The sequence below is a fragment of the bacterium genome (assembly GCA_041648665.1).
Classification (GTDB): domain Bacteria; phylum UBA10199; class UBA10199; order 2-02-FULL-44-16; family JAAZCA01; genus JAFGMW01.
Window position 1 is genome coordinate 41,121 of the sequence record JBAZOP010000008.1, and the last position, 16,937, is coordinate 58,057.

Below are 16,937 nucleotides of genomic sequence, written 5' to 3' on the forward strand. Positions count from 1 at the left end.
TCAGGCCTCCTTGACGACCGGGATGAATGCCCGTTCGCAGTTGCTGCACAGATACGAATTGCATACGGTCAATGTACTTAAAGTTTGAAGATCATACACATATCCATGGTACGTGCTGACATTGACCTCCAAAATCTCGTCAACCTGTACAACGGTGGAAAGACCCTCTTGGATCTGGCGCGGCAGTACGGGTGTCGAACCACCTCTATCCGCGACCTTCTCACCTCCGCGGGCGTCGAGATTCGATATAAGCGCCATGTCCTCGATCCTGCCGTCCTCGTCCCCCTCTATGAGGCGGGGCAGACTATCCTCGATCTGCAAAACCGGTTCGGTGCCAACCGCCGTGCCATCAAGAGGTGTCTTACGGGATCTGGGGTCGTTCTGCGGGATCGGCGAAAAATTGCCCTGCTCATCAACGCCCATACGGCTCCTGAAGAACGGGCTCGACGTGCGGAGGCCGCCCACGCGGCTGTCAAGGGCACGCGCCGCCCGATGGAAGAGTTGTGCCAGCGAGCTCAAACGAGGGAGGTTCAGGGGATCGGTATCACAAGGATCGAGAGGATCTGTGCTAAGATGCTGGCCGATCGAGGGTATGAAGGGGTCCCACAGAAGGCGATCGGCCCGTATAATGTCGATGTCGCCCTGTGTGAAGATCGCATCGCCGTGGAGATCTTCGGGGGCCAGTGGCACACGTCGGGCCGAGCCGCCGCACGCTACCAGAAGCGTACCGAATATCTCCTCGATAGTGGGTGGCATCTCGTCGTGATCTGGGTCGTCCGGGACTACCCGCTTGAGGTCGGGGCAATAGAATACGTGGTCGCCCTTGCGGAGCAGATTCGCCGCGGCGAAGCCGTGCGGTGTGAGGATCATATGATTCGGGGAAACGGTCACCCGTCCCGCATTGGCGCAGACAAGCTCCACGGTCGGGCCGTCATACAGGGCTCTGAATCCTGAGACAAGATCCTCCGCCGTTTCGCATCGGGTCTCCGGGAGGACGCAGTTCGGATGCTCGATCTCGTGCTCCCTCGCGTAGGCCACGGTCCACCGCTGCCCGTTCGCCTTGACGCAAGCCTCGCAGCCGTCGCCGTCGAGCACGTCCACCTCCTCGACCTCGGACTCCTCGTAGCGGTTCAGGGATCCCTGGTTCTGGATGCGGGCGATCTCGCTCCTCGCGACCGTGGTGGCATGGGATTTCCGTGCTCCGAAGAAGTCATGGAGCTGCTGGGCGATCGAGTCCTTCGGGTAGGTGCTCTTCCCCGATTCCTTGACGCCGGTCGGCGTGCCGTCCCGGAGACCCTTCTCGATGAGAGCGGCGATCTGGTTCCGGGTCTCCTCGTTCCGGTCGGAGAGCCAGGGCGTGAAGGTCCCGTTGATTGTTGTGCCGCCCTGCTTCGTGAGTTCGACTCGATACTCGCGGGCATACGCGAGGGCCTCCTTGCTCGCCTGATCGATATCGATCTCGAGGCGGAGCGCCTGCGTGGCATCGAGGTCTCCCGCGAGGTGGGCGGCGGAGGCGTGCTTCGTGAGGGTCTGGATATCATCCTCCTCGAGCTCCTCGAGGACGGCGTCGATCGCTTTCTTCGTCGCGGCCTTCACGGGCCCCCTCCGTTCCCCTCATAGTAGAGCCGTGAGCCCCAGCAACCGACGAGGAAGCCCACGATTGCACCGACGATGAACGCGACCGCGATCGCCGCCCCCACCATGAGGACCTCGATCATTCCTCGTCCTCCCCGCGCTCGTTCCGGAGCGCCTTGATGATGCCCTTCATGGCCTTCTCGGAGTTCTTCTCGAGCTCCGCCGTCGTGGCCTCCGTGATATCGTCGATGGACTGCACGCGAGGCCGGGCGGCCGCCGTCAAGGCCTGCGCCTGCAGAGGGGCGGCGGCGGAGAAGGGAGAGGCTGGCTGCGGAAGCCGCGCGTTCTCCTCGGCGAGCGCCACCATCCCCTTCTCGTCCAGCGCCGGGAGGAGATCCTGGGGCACACCTGCCCGCACGAGGATGGCGCGGAACTCGTTCGTGCCGATGCGGCGTTCCTTGCTCCCGAGCTCGGCTGCCTTGAGGAAGAGGTCGCTCTTGTTCGGCTCGGGTTCGGGGATAACGATGCGGACGCGGTACCGGTCGTCCCAGCCGTTCTTGTCGCCGTACTTCTGGAAGATCGCCGCGTAGCCGGTCTCGATCGGGGCCTGCATGGCGCTGATGTAGGAGACGTAGAGGTCGAACTCCGGACCTGATGAGCCGCCGATCAGCGTACCGTCCTTGGAGATGAACTTCGAGGGGCTCCAGAACTGCGTGAGGAACCGGTCGAGGGCGTTGATGGTCTCGAGGGCCGTAGCCGTGGTGGAGATGCCGAGGTTTTCGATCGTGATATTCTTTGGGAGCACGTATTTTACCCCGCGGTTCGCGTTCTTGAGGGCTTTCTTGGCGAGATCGTAGTCGGCCTCCGACCCATCTTCGACGTGCGCGAAGAAGACGCCGCCCGCACCCAGGATGCTGTTCTGCTGCATCTGCGCTGACCATGCCGTTGAGATCATCCGGGTAATCGGGATGAGGGGCTTGATGAGGGGCCGCCCTCCGAGCTCGGGGGTGAGCGGGTTCGTGAGCATCGTGATGCTCTCGGCATCAAGCTCGCGGACCATGTGATCGCTCTGCGTCTGCCAGAACTCGAGCTCCTTATCCTTGTTGACGAGGATGCCGGGAAGGATGGGATTGTAGACGGTGGAGAACGTTGCGCCGCGACCGCGGAAGCTGTAGGGGTCGAGGCGCGTGAGAGCTTTGAGCACGATCTCGCTCGACCCATTATAATCCCAGTAATCATTGACGATGTGCGGGCCCCAGGTGGCCTGATCCTGCCACCCGAGCACCATGGCGTTCTTGTAGTCGACCTTCTCCGCCATGCGCTTGATCGTCTTGTTGTGACGCTCCAGCGCACGCCCGATCGAGGTATCGCCGGTATCGCCCTCGACATCGTAGACCTCGATACGGGGATTCTTCTGGAAAATCATCGTCTGCTGCTGCCAGAGCACGCTCGCGAGGTAAGGATTCTCGCGGGCGTTCTGGATGACGGTCGCGTCGACCTTCTGGTCTTTGTAGATCTGGCCGTCCAGCGAACTGATCCAGTAGTCGCCAACGGGTTTGGTCGGTTTGGCTGTCATCTTTTTGGGCATGGTTACAGGTACTCCTCGATATCGTCGGTGTCGGCGAATCCCCCGCCGATGGTCGGTAATTCAGGCGCATCGTCCTGGCGGAAGTTGTCGGGCAGCGGTGTCCGTCGATTCCCCGCGAGTTCGTTGAAGGCCCCCGCGAAGGCATCCACGACGTCGTCGTGCGGACCGTCCGGGAAGGCCTCGACCTCTGCGAGGAAGACGTCGTTCCAGGGCGCCCGCACGAGGTAGATGAGAAAGTTGAAGGCGGCCCGGGCGGCAGGCGTAGCCCGTGCCTCCTTGGAGCCGCTTGCGGGCACGCCCATGTAGTCCGCGCCCTTGAACTGATCGCGGGCCGCGAGGTAGATGACGGTCTTGCCGCTCGCCCCGCCCTCCTGCTCCTCCCGGACCCGGACCGTCGGACCGTCCTGGGCGGTGACGGTTTTCCGCTTCTTCTCTACCTCGCCGGGATTGCCCTGCAGGCGCACGAGGTCCAGCACGTAGTAGAGACCCCCCGCCTCGGCCATCTTGACGCCCGCGGTCCAGTCGGGATCCTTGCCATTCTTCTTCTTCTTGGTCGCGGCCATGTCCCAGAATCGGACGATGTTTCGAGCCTCTGGAGCGCAATCAACGACCTCGAACCAGTCCCTTCGAAAGACGTTGCCCGCGATGGCGCGGATCTTCCAATTCCCCTTGAGGAGCCGTTCCTGCTCGACGAAGGAGAGCGCCTGGAGGTTGGCTCGGTATTCGGGATTGATGCGTTCGAGAATCGGGTTATCCGAAAGCAGCGAGGGGATGAAGGTAACGCTCTTCGGGGCCCGCTGGTAGCGCTCCTCGAGCTCGTCCCTCGTGTCGGCCCAGACGATCTGGTTGCCGTCCCGGACGAACCAGCGGATCGTCCCCGCCCGGTCCTCGAGAGGGTAGCCGGTCTCCTGATCGATCCACCAACCGATGAATTTCGCAAGCCAAGAGTCCGCGTCGGGGTTGGCGGTGGCCCGGATGCAGGGACGGATGCCGCACGTCGAGCGGTTACGAGAAATCATGTAGAAGAACTGGTATTCCGTGAAATGCTCCAGTTGATCGAAGCCGATATAGCAGATCTGCGCTCCATCGAAGCCGATGCACGTTTTCTCGTATTGCAGGTGGTCGAAATGGATCTGGTTCCCGAAGGGCGGGAAGGTCCAGTCGATCTTCGGCGACTCCCGAAGGATGCCTCCCTGGGAGGCATAGAGTTCGCGGGATTCATCGAGAAGTCCGCCTTCGTTCGTGATTTGCGGGGTTTCTCTCCGAAAGATCACCGCGCCGTAGCCTTTGCACGTGTGAACGTGGCGAAGCGCGTCGAGGAGGAGTCCGAACGTCTTTCCTCCTCCTGCACTGCCTCCAAAAATGATAATATCCGCTGGACATGAGAGAAACGCTTCTTGCGGCCCCTTCTGCGGTTTAATTTCTCGGAGTGTCGCGGCCATTGTCGGGGAGGTAGATGACGATGCGTTCGAGTGGCTGTCCGTCTTTCCCGGTCATCTCGATCTTCGAGTGATCCTTCCGTCCCCAGCGATCGGGGAACCGTCGCTCCAGCCGCCAGGCCGCAGCCTGCCACTGCGTCTTGGCCGCGGTGGCGATGTAGCCGATGTCGACGCTCTCGGATTCCGCGAGGGCTCTTTCTACTGAGTCCGAAAACTCTACGAAAGGGGCCTCTTTCTTCTTCATCCTTGCCCGTGGATTATCGTGCAATCGCTGTTTCTCGCGTGCTCCGCGCCGCAACCAGTCATAGAGGGTGTTCTTGCTGATCCCCGCCAGTGCGGACGCGGTTTCGATGTAATTGCCCAGCGAGATCATGTCCGTGATGGACTTCTGGATCGCCGGCGTGAGTTTTGTCGGCCTCCCGCCGGGGTGCTTAGCCATGCTGCACCTCGCGGACCCGTCCCGTCAGGGCTTCCCAGCGCTGGCAGATGACCTCGCAGTAACGGGGCTCGATCTCGATCGCGAACACCCGGCGACCCAGCTGCTCGCCCGCGACGATCTGGCTTCCCGATCCGCAGAAGGGTTCGTAACAGATCTCTCCCTCTCTCGTATGCTGCTGCATGGGAATCGCGAAGACCTCGACGGGTTTCGATGTGGGGTGGCGGGTCTTGGTGCCGGGTTTTATCGTCGGGATGGTCCAGACGGTCGCGGGATAGTCCGTGGCTACGCGAGGAGGTTTGTTGCCCTTGATCCAGCCGAAGAAACAGGGCTCGTGCTGCCACATGTACCAAGACCTCGTTAGCACGGGCCGATCCTTGGCCCAGATGATCTGCTCATGCACGAAGGCGCCGTGCTCGTTCCAGATCGCCTCGAGGAGAGCCTGCCGGCGCGAGGCATGCCAGCAGTACCAGGCGGCGTTCGATTCGAGCGCGAGCTCGACGGCCTGCGTGATGAAGCCCCGATAGAGGGTATCGGACTGCCCCGACTCGTCCCAGTTGACATCGCCATACGAGGCCGACCAGTCCTTGTTACCATTCCTGCCGCTCATGCGGCGTTCCCAGGACTGCGGGTGATTGCAGCCGTCACCTTCGTGCAGAAGATCTCCAGCGCGGGCCGCAGGGAGTCCGCGACCATGCCGTCCATATCGAGCGCGAGAGGGGGGAGTGTCTGTGCCGAGGTGGCGCCGAGCTGGGCGAGCGACGTCTCGAGGGCGGCTACGAGTTCGGGCGATGGCTTCGGGACTTCAATCTTTGCGTCGACTTTAATCCCTTCGGGCGCATTTTCCGTTGGCTGCACGGGACCCGTCCGGGTCGATGCATCGTTGTGCACTGTTGCAGCCTCGAGGGTTCCCGACATACCGGGCGGGACGCTCTGTTCCCGGATCAGCGTCTGCGCGTCGGTCGTCGCCTCGCTCGTCGGTTCTGACGTTGTAGCCTTTGCGATCACCGTAATACGCTCGCCGACCGCGGATGCCTTGATGTGCTTCTTTTTTCCCGCGTCGTTTCGGTATTCGATGAAGAGGAAGCGGTTCAGGTCCACGACGACCCCTTCCCGCCGTTTTCCCCAGTAATGGAAGGAGACCTGATCGCCCACCTGGATATCGGGCATCAGGGTCCCCCCGCGATCGCGTAGCCCGCCTTCTCGAGGATGAAAGGCACCATGCGACCCTGCTCGGCAAGGAACATGGCCTTCCCGCCGGTGCCGTGCGGGTGAGAGAAGATCTCGTGGACCTGCTCGCGGGTGATGCCCGTGCGGAGGCGGTAGTTCTCCTCGGCCGCGACCGCGATGATGCGCTCGAGGTCCATCCGCGTGAGGAAGGAATGTACGGGCATGCACGTCTGGAGGATGGTGCGGGCTGCCTCCTCGACCTCTTCATGACAGCAGGGATTGACGGCAACGATGATGGCCGCGACCTGCTGGAGGAGCTCGTCGCGGGTCATCGAGATGCCTCCGGCGCGGGTGAACGCGCATGGTGCAGCGGACCCGTCGCACTCGTGGAGTCCCTGAAGGCGGAGGCGCGAGAAAGATGCGGGGGGATCATGAGGATCCCTTTCCCATGATGCTGTTGATGGCGTCCTTGAACCAGCCGAAGTGCTCGTCGAGCCAGGCGCTCCAGCCGTGGCGCCGGATGTATCCCTTCACGTAGTCCTCGAAGGTCGAGAGGCCCCCGATATACGACGCCATGATGAAGGCGAAGTTAGGATCCGAAGGCTGGAGATCCGCGAGCCATAGGAGGATCCCGATCACTGTGCCTATGAGGACCGAGAGGATGGCGATGTCCCACTCGAAGGACTTCTCCTGCTGCTTGTAGTAGCCGCCGTAGGCGTAGACGATGCCTGCCACCACGGGGGCCAGGAATGCATACGGCGCGAGGAAGATCAGGATCTGGGCGTAGAGAGCGCCCAGCAGCTCGAGAACCATCCTACTTCACCGCCTGAGGGAGATCCCCGATCGTGGGGATGACCTTCTCGCCTCTGTTGCCGATGCTCGCGTCCGCTGGGGCGTACTTGCCGAGGTCGCCGATGAAGTGTCCATTGATAACAATCTTCACGGTCCCGTCGGGCCACGTCACGTGGTACTCGTCGAGGTCGTTCTTTTGCGCGTCGACGATCTGTCTCCGCACCTCATCCTTCTGGACCGCGGTGAGGTTGGTCGTCATGGCGTCGAGGTGGCTCTGCAGCATGAGGTGGCCCCAGTTCGCCACGAGGCCCGCGTTGATATCGGCCCACATGACGGGCGTCTCGATGCGGTAGAGGATCTTGCGCTGCGCCTGGGCGTTCGCGACCTGCTGCGCGACCATCTCCCCGTAGGGGTAGGCGCGCTGCTTCAGCTTGAGCAGGGTATCCTCGCCCATCTGCCAGGAGGCTTCCGAGACCACGTCCACGACCGAGATGGGCAGCGTCTTGGTCTTGGTGGGATCGAAGGTGGCGGCCATCTCCTTCTTCTCGAGGGTGGATTTCGTGGCCTCGGCCTTCGCATCCTCTGCAGTCTTTTCCTTTTCCTTTAGCTCGTTGTTCTTGTCCCGGTTCTTGAGCCAGGCGATGAAGACCGTGATCGCGACCGCGAGGATCCCGCCAGGGCTGAAGAACGATACCGGATCAAATGGCGTTACTGACATACCTGGAGCTCCAAGCATGCCTTGGCCGGGCGCGAGGGTCCGTGCAGTCAGGAAAAGGCGTCCGATCAGGGCATGCTATGGAGAAAAGGAGGGCGAGGGAGGGGGATATGAGTTAAAACGATACAATCAGACTGCTATATCTTCGCCATTACGGATTCGCTGGATGATATCGAGGAGTTGTGGCGTATCAATGTTCACCTCGCTCTGGATATCGAGCACGGTCTCGCCCTGTTCGAGCATCACCCGGATACGGGCGATCTTGTGGGCACGGATGGCCCGGTTGACCGTCCGAGGAGCAGCGTTCAGGGCACGGCAGATCTGGTTGAACTCGTAACCGTACTCGTAGAGGGTGGTGATGCGGTCATGCAACGTGAGGGCTTCCTTCGTGATCTTCTCGATGGTGCGGCGAGGGATGGGGGGTGCGAGGGGCCGGCTCATGCCCGCTCCATCGCCTCAAGGAGCCGGGCGAGCGCGATATCGTACTCTTTCACGGCCAGATCGGCATGCTTCGCGGCCTCATCGAGGCGGGGATTCGCCTCCTCCGCGAGGATGGGTGCGATGCACTCGAGGCCGAGGAGGTTGCCCGCGAGAATGGTGGTGCCCGATCCCATGAAGGGATCGAGGACCACGTCGCCCGGAGCGGCGAACCGCGAGAGCAGGTGCAGGGCGTCGTGGATGGACTGCTCCCAGGGGTGGTAGCGCTTCTGCTTCATGCCCGCGATGACGTCGACGAAGATGCGCTTGTTCGGTTTCTTCGGGGCTTTCTGGTAGATGACGATGGGCTTGTGCTTGGCGATCGCGTTCTTCTGGTGCACGAGGATGCTCTCCCGCCGGTTGATCTGCATGCAGATCCAGTACCATTCGAGCCTCTTGCCGAGGATCTGCATGATCTCGTGGAGGTGGTACTGCGGGGCATACGTGATGAGGAAGCCGCTCGGTTTGAGCAGGCGTGGCGCGTGCGTGCCGAGGAGCGCATAGGCCTCGCGGTAGAGGTCCTTGACGTAGGGGGGGTCGGTGAAGATGAGGTCGATGGAGTTCGCGGGGAGATCGGCCATGCCGCTATCGCAGTCCTGGCAGAGGATCTTCATACCTTCTCCGCGACCGTCACGATCGCGCCTCCTTCCTGACCCTCTTGCCCAGCGCGAATGCATGATGCTGCATCCCGATACGGGGATGCTTCCGGACAAGCCCCACGAATGCCCCGTCGAGATTCTGCTGACCGAGCTTCCTCGAGGGGAAGAAGAGGAAGGGCATCTTCCAGCAGCGGTCGCAGAAAGACCGTTCATACGCTGGCTCGTAGTGCTCCTCGCCCTCGATGGGAAATCCGCAGGATCCGCAAATCATGACGTCGCACCTCCTCGCGTGGTGCCGAACTTACCAAGGTGCATGATGGCCCCGCAGATGACACCGTTCCCGTCCTCGCGGAGATCGACGATCATCCGGATATGGTCGAGGGTGGCTCGCTGCTCCATCTGCCCCAGCACCTCCACCTTCACGATCTCCTCGACCTCATCGGACCCTCCGGCGTTCAGACGAGCATACAGGTCCTGCAGCTCCTTCGTGGTGAGGTAGGTCCGGCAGAGCGTTTTTGCATTCTCGATATGTGCTTTTTTGAGTATACCACCTGCTATTTCAGGTGAAAGGGGGATTTTCAGATCGTTTTCTGCGTATTTCCCCTCGCCCCGAGCAGCTGGTTTTATATACTCCTCAGGCTTGGCGATCGCCGTTTTCGACTTCACAACCGGTATTTTTCCCGGCGATCCGAGGTCTCCTTTATATACGACCTTCTGCCCGAACCGCTGATCGTGCACTAAAAGTGCTTCATAGAGGCGTATCGCATAGGGTGCACCGACCTTGATTTCCTCTCGAACTAGCTCGAGAACTCGATCGTCGACGGGCTTTGTTGCCGAAAGTATCGACTGGCAGAGGAGGTCGAGGAGGGCATCGCGGCAGACCTTCGAGGCGTTGACCTGCATCCCCTGAAGGGCTTTATGGAGACGTTTTGGGAAACGAACTTGCAGGAGGTTTCCGTCATACATGGGCGACCACCTCCGATCCACCGGCCGTGTAGCTACACGAGTGTAGCTGCATTTGTGTAGCTACATTTCCGTTGTACTGTCTCTCTCTCTCTAGCTCTCGTTCTCGAGTACTAGGTACTAGGTATATTTCCACTGGAACGCTATGGTTCGTCGCACGGTTTTTCGGTGTACAACGGAAATGTACCGGCAGATTTGTAGCTACAACTTTGTAGCTACAGAGAAAAATCATGGCGATACGCCCCCTTTCAGCGAATCAAGAATTGTCTGTTCTTCTTCTCCCACGAACGTACAGAGTCCCCGAGAGGGTGTCGCTGTCGGATCCCTGCTCTCGACCGCCTTCCGGTCCTCCTGATACTCAAGCTGATCGAGCATCTTCCACTGGCCCTCGTTCGAAATCCAGAGCCACGTGATCTTCGTCCGGTTCTCCTCCTCCCAGACCTTCGCCCAGCGGAGGATCCCATAGAAGTCTTTCTTTCCCCAGACGGGGATCGCGTTGATGATATGTGGGGATTCCGCGAGCCGCAGCGCGATGTACGTCGAGAGAGGTGGAGTCATCGCTCGATCACCTCGATCTCGAATCCCTTTTCCCTGAGACCCCAGAGCCGTTTGCCGTATTTGCCGAGCTCTTCTTTCGTCATCACGATATCATGACGGAGGTCCTCGCCATCGGCGTGCATGAGGCGGCCCGTGCGCTGGAGTTCCTGCTGCCGCGATCCGTAGAGGAAGTCGACCTCGATGATGCGGTCGAGATCCGCGATCGAGACGCCGAGGTCGGCAACTCTCGAGGCTACGATGACCTCGTTCTCGGCGATGACCTTGAGGCGGTTCGTGGTATCGCCGTAGATGAACGGGACCTTCAGTCGCTTCGCGATCTTCTCCCCGAGCTCGAGTGAGTCGCAAAAGATCAGTGTCTTTCTCCCGGGCTCGAGGAGGTTCTTGACCTCCCGCATCTTCGCATCGGCATTCTTCACGACATAGACGAAAACCCGGTGATACGTCCGTCCCGTCTCGACCATGTACTCTTTCCAGTTGATGCCGACGGGAATCCCAGTCAGGGCGAAGATGTAGTTCTCGCGGCCGTCCTCCCTGAAGGGACTCGCAGAAAGACCGATCCGATACTTCGTCGAAACGAGCGCGAGCCGCGAGAACGTGTTCGCGGGAAGTTTATGGCACTCATCGAAGATCGCGAGGGTGAACCGCTGCCCGAGGATTGCACGGCTCGCGTAATTGAGGACGGTGAACCTATCCCACTGCGAACCGAGGAGCTGCTTGATCCGGAGAAGCCATTGCTCTTTCAAGGTCGTCGTCGGGACTACGACGAGGATCTTCCCCTTCAGGTGATCCGCGATATCGAGCGCGAGGTATGTCTTGCCGGCGCCGGTCGGGTAGAAGATCCCCGTCGCTCCCGTCTGCATGAACGTCTCGCGGGCCCTGACCTGGTAGGGCCGGAGCTGGATCGTGCCCGATGGTTCGCGGAGATCCTCCTCCGCGACGGGCCGCGACCGATAGGGGAGGCAGCCGTGCGCGACCATCTCGGCGATGACGTCAAACTCTTTGCCCTTCTTGATCGTCGCGGTCCCGGCGGAGATGTCCTTCAGCAGAGGTCCGAGAATCTCCCGGACCTTCTCTTCCTCCTCGACGGGGAAGTCGAGCCGGTCGCCCACGACCTCGCCATGCAAGTCTCGTTTCGCGTTCACCGCATCGATGAGGTCCTGAGGGGCCTCGCCGAGCCAGCCGGCGTACTGGCTGAACCGGAAGACGTTGTACGTCTCGGTCTCCTGGTGGAGCCAGCCGACCTGGAAATCGATGAACTTCGGGACGACGACGAGGACCTCGTTCTTCTTGAACGGGAGGATGGCATACGGTTTCTTGAAGAAGTGGCGGAGGGCGTCGCCGTCGACGCCACCGACCGATTCGATCGTCGCGACGGTTCGGTCGACCTCCTCCTCGCGCTCCCGGACCTGGCGCTCGACCTCCTCGAGACGGCGCTTGAGGGCGGCGGCTGCCTCGAGGATCCCCTCGATCTCGGCGCCAGCGAAGAGGGCCGCGGAGGGCTTCATCGGGAGACCTCCGAGATGCAGGCCGTGACGCTCTCGCCCTTGAGGAGCCGAACCATCTCGTTCGTCGAGATCACCCGGTCGGGCTGGCGGGGAATGCGGATCACGATCGCTTTGCCGGATCGGCTCATTCTGACCGAGCCCACGCTCTGCGGAGTCTCCTCCGCGAAGAGCGCCGTCTGGGCCGCCACCCTGACCGCGAGATGCGTCTCGACCCGTCGGCCGTGCATGACTTCAAGCAGCATCTCCGTATCGATGAAGTAGCGGCAGTGCTCGAGCTTGAGACTGATTTGGGCGCCCATCTTGGCCGCGGTCCCGCAGGGCACGAAGGTCTTGGTCACGTCCCTCCCTCCTGCTCAAGAGCGACGACGCAGCACGGCAGGGGGCAGAGGTAGAGGATCCGCTTCTTCGAATCCCAGTACGCCCCGACCCAGAGGTCAAACCATGCGAAAAAGAATCGTATCTTCATCCCTGCATCGCCCTCCGCAGGTCGTCCTTGATGTAAAACCGCTTGCCCAGGTTCAGGAGATGGCACGTGACGGATTCCCCGAACGCCCGCCAGTCGATCGCCACCGGAGGACGCTCGTGGTTGAGCATCCCCACCTTGTATTCGTCCACGAACAGATGCGTGGCGTCGATGAGGTCGAGCGTCTGCTTTGCCGAGAAGACGGGCTCCAGCGAGACCCACGTCGGGATGCCGAGCAGGTGTGCCCGCTGGAGGGCCTCGATCCGCTCCAGCGTCGGGGCGGCATGGGGTTCGTAGCGCTGCCGCATCGCTTCGTCCGTGAAGACGAGCGTCGTGGCGTAGGTGATCTGCTTCGGATAGAGCCGCCAGAGATCGACGTCCCGCAGACTCCGGAGGCCTCCCTTCGTGAGAATCGTCACGTTCAATCCTCTCGGGAGGAGAATTTCGAGCGCGTACCGCGTGAGCTCGTAGTAGGTATCGATCCGCTGATAGGGATCGCAGGTGAAGCAGAGGAGGATCGATCGCTGCTCGGCCCGTTGGGCGAGCTCGTCCGCATCCCTCCGGAGGGCATTGAGGATCAGCCGCGGTGCCGGCTTGACGAACGCCTCCGGCGTGATATGCAGCACGTCGGGCGCATAGCAGTACGTGCAGGCGTGGTCGCAACCTCGGTAGAGGTTGACCGCGAGATCCGCATACTCCTTCGCCCGACCTTTCGGTTCGTAGATAACGCGGAGGGTCACGCGATCAGCTCCTCCGGACACCACCTGATGATCTGTGCCGGGAAGGATCCGCCGGCCCGCTTGACGGCCTTCTCGTGCATGCCCAGCAGCACGCGGCCGAGCTCCTCTCCCGTGGGAGGAACGATACCGTCCTTCGCGGCAAGCCGGTCCAGGAGAGTCCAGGGCACGAGGATCGGCTCGACCCGTATCTGATCCACCTGGCAGTACGTGGTATCGGCTGTGAGGCGGATCCCCCCGCGCTCGATCCAGATATCGTCGACCGAGACGAGTGGCCAGTAGGGGGTGCGGAAGCTCCACTTCGATCGGTAGGGCTTTCCCTCCCAGCCATGCAGGCTCAGGAGATCACCGATCGCGAATCGTCGACCGGGCCGGATCGTCTGCGTGCATTCCTCCGCGAGGACGGCCGCAATCTTCGGGGGATACGTGAGGGGAAGGTTGTGCTTCTTCACGTCGACATTCCCCCTGCGCCCTGGGTATCTCTTCGTATCGCACAGTGCATCGCCTCCTCGAGGACGGGACCTATCCGGCCCGAGACCGCGTGCTCGAGGAGTATGTTCTCGGTCCCGCAGATCTCGAAGATCCGCCACGTCCCTGTGGCCTTACCAATCGTCCTGGCCTCGTAGAGAGCGATCCAGCGGTGCACGAAGGGGCAGAAGGGAACGGCCCGAATCTGATCGAGGTCTTCCTTGAACCTGGTCTCCGCGGCCTTCAGGGACTTGAAGGGGCTCGCGGTCCGCTTGACCTGGATCAGGTACAGCCCCCAGGGCAGGCACGCCACGACGTCGAAGGTACCCTTGCTGGCGTGACTGCGTTCCGACCACGCCTGCGGATGGAGGTCCTCGATGGCCCGCATGAGGCGAAGCTCGGGCCGGTACCCGCGCTCGTAATTCTTGTTCGTCACAGTCCAGCCTCCTGGCGAAGGAACTTTCGTCCCCAGCTCCGCGCCCGCTTTCTGGCACGGATGAACTCGCCCTGTTCGGTGTATCGGCGCTGCTCGTAGGTGCGTCGCGATACTTGGCCGCTCATACGATCGCCCCCCAGTTGAACTCCTGCAGGGCGTGGACGTGATCGGAACGGTTGATGGCACTATGGCCGCAGCCGCCCCGCTTGACCGAGCACGCGTACCCGTGGACGCGGAAGGTCTTGCCGAGGTTCTCCCCGATATAGTCGTCCTGGACGAGGCGCCGGCCGCACTCTGCACAACTCCTCCCACCCACCTCGAAGGGCGCGGAGAGCGGCGGGATAAGATGGCGCATCACGGGGAAGTTCGGCCCCTCGGAACTGCTCCAGTGCGAACTCTCGAGGGACGCGACGGTCTCCCGAAGCTGCGTGAGGTCCTCGTGGGAGGGTCGACCGTTCTTCTTCTCGGCCCCCTCCCCGGTGGAGCGGTGCGTGATCTGGCCTTTCTTCGTGATTGTGGCTTCGTTCTTGGCCCGCTGTTTGGATGTCCATGCCTGGCCGCCCCTTCGGCCGGCCTTCTTGGTCATGGGGATCTTGCTTCTCATCAGGATCCCTCCCTCTTCTCCGTGGGCTTGACGGAAGTGACGGAGGGATGTTCTGCGATGGGGACGCTGGGAACGATGCACTCGACGGGGATTTCGATGCGAGCCACTGACTGCAGGGGCATGAAGCAGGCGTCGGGGATCGAGATAACGAGGGCCGTTCGCACGGTTCGCAGTATCTTCTTATCGGGGGAACTAGGGCCCTTCGTCAGGGGCTCGAACTTCTCCTTCAGCGAGCAATCGACGTACTTCTTTCCCTTCTCGTCGATGCCGAACCGGAGGAAGACAGGGAACTCGACCATCAGGATCCCTCCTTGCGGATCGTGATATCCCGGACGATCGTCTGGACCGCGTATCCGGCCTGCTGGTAGACCTGAAAGAAATCCACGTCCGCAGCGAGCGCCTTCTTCTCCTTCTCGAGCTTAGCAATCTCCTCGCGCCGTTCCGAGATCTCGGCCTTGCGGCGGGTGATCTGCTGCTCGATCTCGTGGATCTTCTTCAGGAGAAAGGGATCAGGGTTCTTGCGCTTCTCAAGGAAGGGATAATCCTTCGCGGCCATACAATCACGCCTTCCCCATGCAGGACTCGCAGAGCGTCCTGCCGCCCTTGTTGAGCATCGAGATCCCTTTCTGCTTGGCCGTGACCTCGGCTGTGCAGATCTCGCAGCGATACTTCGCGCCATTCGCGGTGATGGGTTTCGGAGGTACAGAAGGTCCTGCCGGTTGACGTACAGCGGATTCTTCTGTCTGAGGGCCGGCAGGTTGCCTTGCGGGGTCCTTGAGGACCTCGGTCTGCATGGGAGGCGCGATTGCGGGGCGCTCCGCCTGGGTGTTACTGTTCGCCGTATCTGCTCCGCTACCGTTGCTCGTCCGTGACACGCTCCCCTCCGCGGGACGTGCAGGTTCCGATTGAGGAGTCGTAATGGTGGGGTCCGGCAGGGCAAGCACGCGGAACCGATAGGCGTCGATGCGCTCCCGGGTCGCGGGATGCGTCTGGCCGTAGTTCTTCAGGGTCTCGTAGACCGCGGCCTGGACCTCGATTACTCCCTTCGCGAGGTCGGCCTTCTCGTAGTGGCCGTCGATCTCGACCGAGAGCTGCTCGTAATTGTCTACGTTGATCTTGCAGCAGATGACGACGCGGTGCAGCTGCTGGGGCGAGGGCTTCTTCCCGCCCTTCTCCTGGGGTGCGGCCATGTCAGCCCCTCCCTTGGAGGACGAGGACGGGATCTCTCGGTTTGACGGTCGTCATGGCGGCCGTTTCGGCCTTGAGGATCTCAATCTGGATGTCGTGCAGCACCATGAGGGGGCTGGCGCCCAACTCGCGAGCCCGCTCCCGTATCTGGTCGGACTTGATGCGGCACCACTTCTGGTACTCGGTTTCGTCCATCAGCGATCACTCCGGATGCCCGCAAGGGTATCGTGGCCCTCGCAGCCCTCTCCCTCGAGGAGGTCATCGTCGTCAACATAGGGTTCGGGCTCGCAACAGGGACAGGTGCACTCCTCCCCCTCCTCGAGGTCGACCGCACAGCCATGGCAGTCGGGATCCCCGCCGGGACCCACGGGACCGAGGTGCTGGGGTTCATGCTTCTTTTCGTTCCGCTGCATCTGGACCATGCTCCTCCGGAGGACCTTCGCGGCCGAGCGGCTCATGCCGCCCTTCCGACGGATCTGCTGCTTCGTTGGATCAGCCATGGAGGGGCACCTCCTGATCGGTCGTGGCTCTCTCAGCGCTGGCGTTCGCATTGACGATGTCCATGCCGTTGATGAGGATCTTCTCGCACTCCCGGCAGAGGCTAATAGCGACCGGACCCTCCATGAGGGCGTCTTCCGTACCGGGCTTTGCCCGGAAGGACCAGCCCGCGATGACGATATCGGCATCCCCATGCACGCAGAGCATGCACTTCGCGGGGATGGCCGTTGGGGTGAGGCGGTCGCTCATTGATGCCCACTCCCCCTCGCGATCTCGACGCTCGCAGCCCCCTCGATCTCTGTGACCGAGACGACATCCGCGAGACCGTCCTTCCCGACGACCTCCTCGGCCTTCCCGACCGGGATCGAGGCGACCTTCGCGAAGATCTCAAGCCCGAACTTATTCGCGAAGAGGACCGGGATAACTTCACGGACCTTCCGCGTCTTCACCTTGAGGACGTATGTCAGCTTCCCCGCGACCTGCGCGTTCACGCCCTTTCCGCGGGCCTCCATGAGGAGAAACTCGCGGTTATGTCGGAGTTCATAGATCTGCTCCTCGAGCTCCTTCACCTCGGGCCGGGTACGGAACTCGGTCTCGAGCTTCCGGAGTGCTTCGACCTTTTGCTCGATCTCGGAGCTCATATCGTAGATCGCCTGAAGGATCGGTTTCCCTTCGACGGGATCGCACTCCTCACCCTTTTCATAGTGGGTTCCGTTATCGGCCCCT

General features: G+C 61.6%; 30 protein-coding genes. All 30 read right to left on the reverse strand.

All coding sequences use genetic code 11. The features are described 5' to 3' along the window. Complete coding sequence (locus tag WC683_05065) at positions 1-1,596, reverse strand: hypothetical protein (GenBank protein ID MFA4971962.1); 1,596 nt, start codon at positions 1,594-1,596, stop codon at positions 1-3. After that, positions 1,593-1,718, reverse strand: coding sequence for a hypothetical protein (locus WC683_05070; protein ID MFA4971963.1), 126 nt, complete (start codon positions 1,716-1,718; stop codon positions 1,593-1,595). The genes WC683_05065 and WC683_05070 overlap by 4 nt, the downstream gene beginning before the upstream one ends. Then, entirely contained in the window at positions 1,715-3,163 is a 1,449-nt protein-coding gene (locus WC683_05075) for a hypothetical protein (GenBank protein MFA4971964.1), read from the reverse strand. The genes WC683_05070 and WC683_05075 overlap by 4 nt, the downstream gene beginning before the upstream one ends. A 2-nt stretch (positions 3,164-3,165) precedes the next feature. Beyond that, entirely contained in the window at positions 3,166-4,605 is a 1,440-nt protein-coding gene (gene terL, locus WC683_05080) for a phage terminase large subunit (protein ID MFA4971965.1), read from the reverse strand. Further along, positions 4,580-5,041 (reverse strand): hypothetical protein, encoded by a 462-nt coding sequence (locus tag WC683_05085; GenBank protein ID MFA4971966.1) that lies wholly within the window; start codon positions 5,039-5,041, stop codon positions 4,580-4,582. The genes terL and WC683_05085 overlap by 26 nt, the downstream gene beginning before the upstream one ends. Continuing rightward, complete coding sequence (locus WC683_05090; GenBank protein MFA4971967.1) at positions 5,034-5,648, reverse strand: DNA methyltransferase; 615 nt, start codon at positions 5,646-5,648, stop codon at positions 5,034-5,036. Before WC683_05090 ends, WC683_05085 begins: the two co-directional genes overlap by 8 nt. Beyond that, positions 5,645-6,208: a hypothetical protein gene (locus WC683_05095; protein ID MFA4971968.1), complete on the reverse strand. Its 564-nt coding sequence runs from the start codon at positions 6,206-6,208 to the stop codon at positions 5,645-5,647. The genes WC683_05090 and WC683_05095 overlap by 4 nt, the downstream gene beginning before the upstream one ends. Beyond that, entirely contained in the window at positions 6,208-6,540 is a 333-nt protein-coding gene (locus tag WC683_05100; protein ID MFA4971969.1) for a hypothetical protein, read from the reverse strand. Before WC683_05100 ends, WC683_05095 begins: the two co-directional genes overlap by 1 nt. 97 nt (positions 6,541-6,637) lie before the next feature. After that, on the reverse strand, positions 6,638-7,021 hold the full coding sequence (locus WC683_05105; GenBank protein MFA4971970.1) for a hypothetical protein: 384 nt from the start codon (positions 7,019-7,021) through the stop codon (positions 6,638-6,640). A 1-nt stretch (position 7,022) separates the two neighbouring features. Next, a complete protein-coding gene (locus tag WC683_05110) occupies positions 7,023-7,718 on the reverse strand; it encodes a hypothetical protein (protein MFA4971971.1) in 696 nt (231 codons plus the stop codon). A gap of 126 nt (positions 7,719-7,844) precedes the next feature. Beyond that, complete coding sequence (locus WC683_05115; protein ID MFA4971972.1) at positions 7,845-8,156, reverse strand: hypothetical protein; 312 nt, start codon at positions 8,154-8,156, stop codon at positions 7,845-7,847. Beyond that, positions 8,153-8,806, reverse strand: coding sequence for a DNA methyltransferase (locus WC683_05120; protein MFA4971973.1), 654 nt, complete (start codon positions 8,804-8,806; stop codon positions 8,153-8,155). Before WC683_05120 ends, WC683_05115 begins: the two co-directional genes overlap by 4 nt. Positions 8,807-8,822: 16 nt before the next feature. Beyond that, entirely contained in the window at positions 8,823-9,062 is a 240-nt protein-coding gene (locus tag WC683_05125; GenBank protein MFA4971974.1) for a hypothetical protein, read from the reverse strand. Then, positions 9,059-9,757: a hypothetical protein gene (locus WC683_05130; protein ID MFA4971975.1), complete on the reverse strand. Its 699-nt coding sequence runs from the start codon at positions 9,755-9,757 to the stop codon at positions 9,059-9,061. The genes WC683_05125 and WC683_05130 overlap by 4 nt, the downstream gene beginning before the upstream one ends. A 225-nt stretch (positions 9,758-9,982) precedes the next feature. After that, a complete protein-coding gene (locus WC683_05135) occupies positions 9,983-10,312 on the reverse strand; it encodes a hypothetical protein (protein MFA4971976.1) in 330 nt (109 codons plus the stop codon). Further along, complete coding sequence (locus tag WC683_05140) at positions 10,309-11,817, reverse strand: DEAD/DEAH box helicase family protein (protein MFA4971977.1); 1,509 nt, start codon at positions 11,815-11,817, stop codon at positions 10,309-10,311. Before WC683_05140 ends, WC683_05135 begins: the two co-directional genes overlap by 4 nt. Next, entirely contained in the window at positions 11,814-12,155 is a 342-nt protein-coding gene (locus WC683_05145) for a hypothetical protein (protein ID MFA4971978.1), read from the reverse strand. Before WC683_05145 ends, WC683_05140 begins: the two co-directional genes overlap by 4 nt. Next, the gene (locus WC683_05150) at positions 12,152-12,283 is read right to left on the reverse strand and encodes a hypothetical protein (protein ID MFA4971979.1); all 132 of its coding nucleotides are present in this window, start codon (positions 12,281-12,283) and stop codon (positions 12,152-12,154) included. The genes WC683_05145 and WC683_05150 overlap by 4 nt, the downstream gene beginning before the upstream one ends. Beyond that, complete coding sequence (locus tag WC683_05155; GenBank protein MFA4971980.1) at positions 12,280-13,020, reverse strand: radical SAM protein; 741 nt, start codon at positions 13,018-13,020, stop codon at positions 12,280-12,282. The genes WC683_05150 and WC683_05155 overlap by 4 nt, the downstream gene beginning before the upstream one ends. Further along, complete coding sequence (locus tag WC683_05160) at positions 13,017-13,469, reverse strand: hypothetical protein (protein MFA4971981.1); 453 nt, start codon at positions 13,467-13,469, stop codon at positions 13,017-13,019. Before WC683_05160 ends, WC683_05155 begins: the two co-directional genes overlap by 4 nt. Beyond that, positions 13,466-13,921 carry a hypothetical protein gene (locus tag WC683_05165; GenBank protein MFA4971982.1) on the reverse strand — a complete coding sequence of 152 codons (456 nt, stop codon included), beginning with the start codon at positions 13,919-13,921 and terminating at the stop codon, positions 13,466-13,468. The genes WC683_05160 and WC683_05165 overlap by 4 nt, the downstream gene beginning before the upstream one ends. Beyond that, the gene (locus WC683_05170; protein ID MFA4971983.1) at positions 13,918-14,046 is read right to left on the reverse strand and encodes a hypothetical protein; all 129 of its coding nucleotides are present in this window, start codon (positions 14,044-14,046) and stop codon (positions 13,918-13,920) included. The genes WC683_05165 and WC683_05170 overlap by 4 nt, the downstream gene beginning before the upstream one ends. Next, complete coding sequence (locus WC683_05175; GenBank protein ID MFA4971984.1) at positions 14,043-14,525, reverse strand: hypothetical protein; 483 nt, start codon at positions 14,523-14,525, stop codon at positions 14,043-14,045. The genes WC683_05170 and WC683_05175 overlap by 4 nt, the downstream gene beginning before the upstream one ends. Then, a complete protein-coding gene (locus tag WC683_05180; GenBank protein MFA4971985.1) occupies positions 14,525-14,824 on the reverse strand; it encodes a hypothetical protein in 300 nt (99 codons plus the stop codon). The genes WC683_05175 and WC683_05180 overlap by 1 nt, the downstream gene beginning before the upstream one ends. After that, positions 14,824-15,081: a hypothetical protein gene (locus WC683_05185; GenBank protein ID MFA4971986.1), complete on the reverse strand. Its 258-nt coding sequence runs from the start codon at positions 15,079-15,081 to the stop codon at positions 14,824-14,826. The genes WC683_05180 and WC683_05185 overlap by 1 nt, the downstream gene beginning before the upstream one ends. Before the next feature lie 4 nt (positions 15,082-15,085). Further along, the gene (locus WC683_05190) at positions 15,086-15,715 is read right to left on the reverse strand and encodes a hypothetical protein (GenBank protein MFA4971987.1); all 630 of its coding nucleotides are present in this window, start codon (positions 15,713-15,715) and stop codon (positions 15,086-15,088) included. Between the two features lies 1 nt (position 15,716). Further along, positions 15,717-15,908: a hypothetical protein gene (locus WC683_05195; GenBank protein ID MFA4971988.1), complete on the reverse strand. Its 192-nt coding sequence runs from the start codon at positions 15,906-15,908 to the stop codon at positions 15,717-15,719. Continuing rightward, the gene (locus WC683_05200; GenBank protein MFA4971989.1) at positions 15,908-16,213 is read right to left on the reverse strand and encodes a hypothetical protein; all 306 of its coding nucleotides are present in this window, start codon (positions 16,211-16,213) and stop codon (positions 15,908-15,910) included. The genes WC683_05195 and WC683_05200 overlap by 1 nt, the downstream gene beginning before the upstream one ends. Further along, positions 16,206-16,460: a hypothetical protein gene (locus tag WC683_05205; protein ID MFA4971990.1), complete on the reverse strand. Its 255-nt coding sequence runs from the start codon at positions 16,458-16,460 to the stop codon at positions 16,206-16,208. Before WC683_05205 ends, WC683_05200 begins: the two co-directional genes overlap by 8 nt. Further along, a partial coding sequence (locus WC683_05210; protein MFA4971991.1) for a hypothetical protein occupies positions 16,457-16,937 on the reverse strand: 481 nt, incomplete at its 5' end. The genes WC683_05205 and WC683_05210, both read right to left, overlap by 4 nt.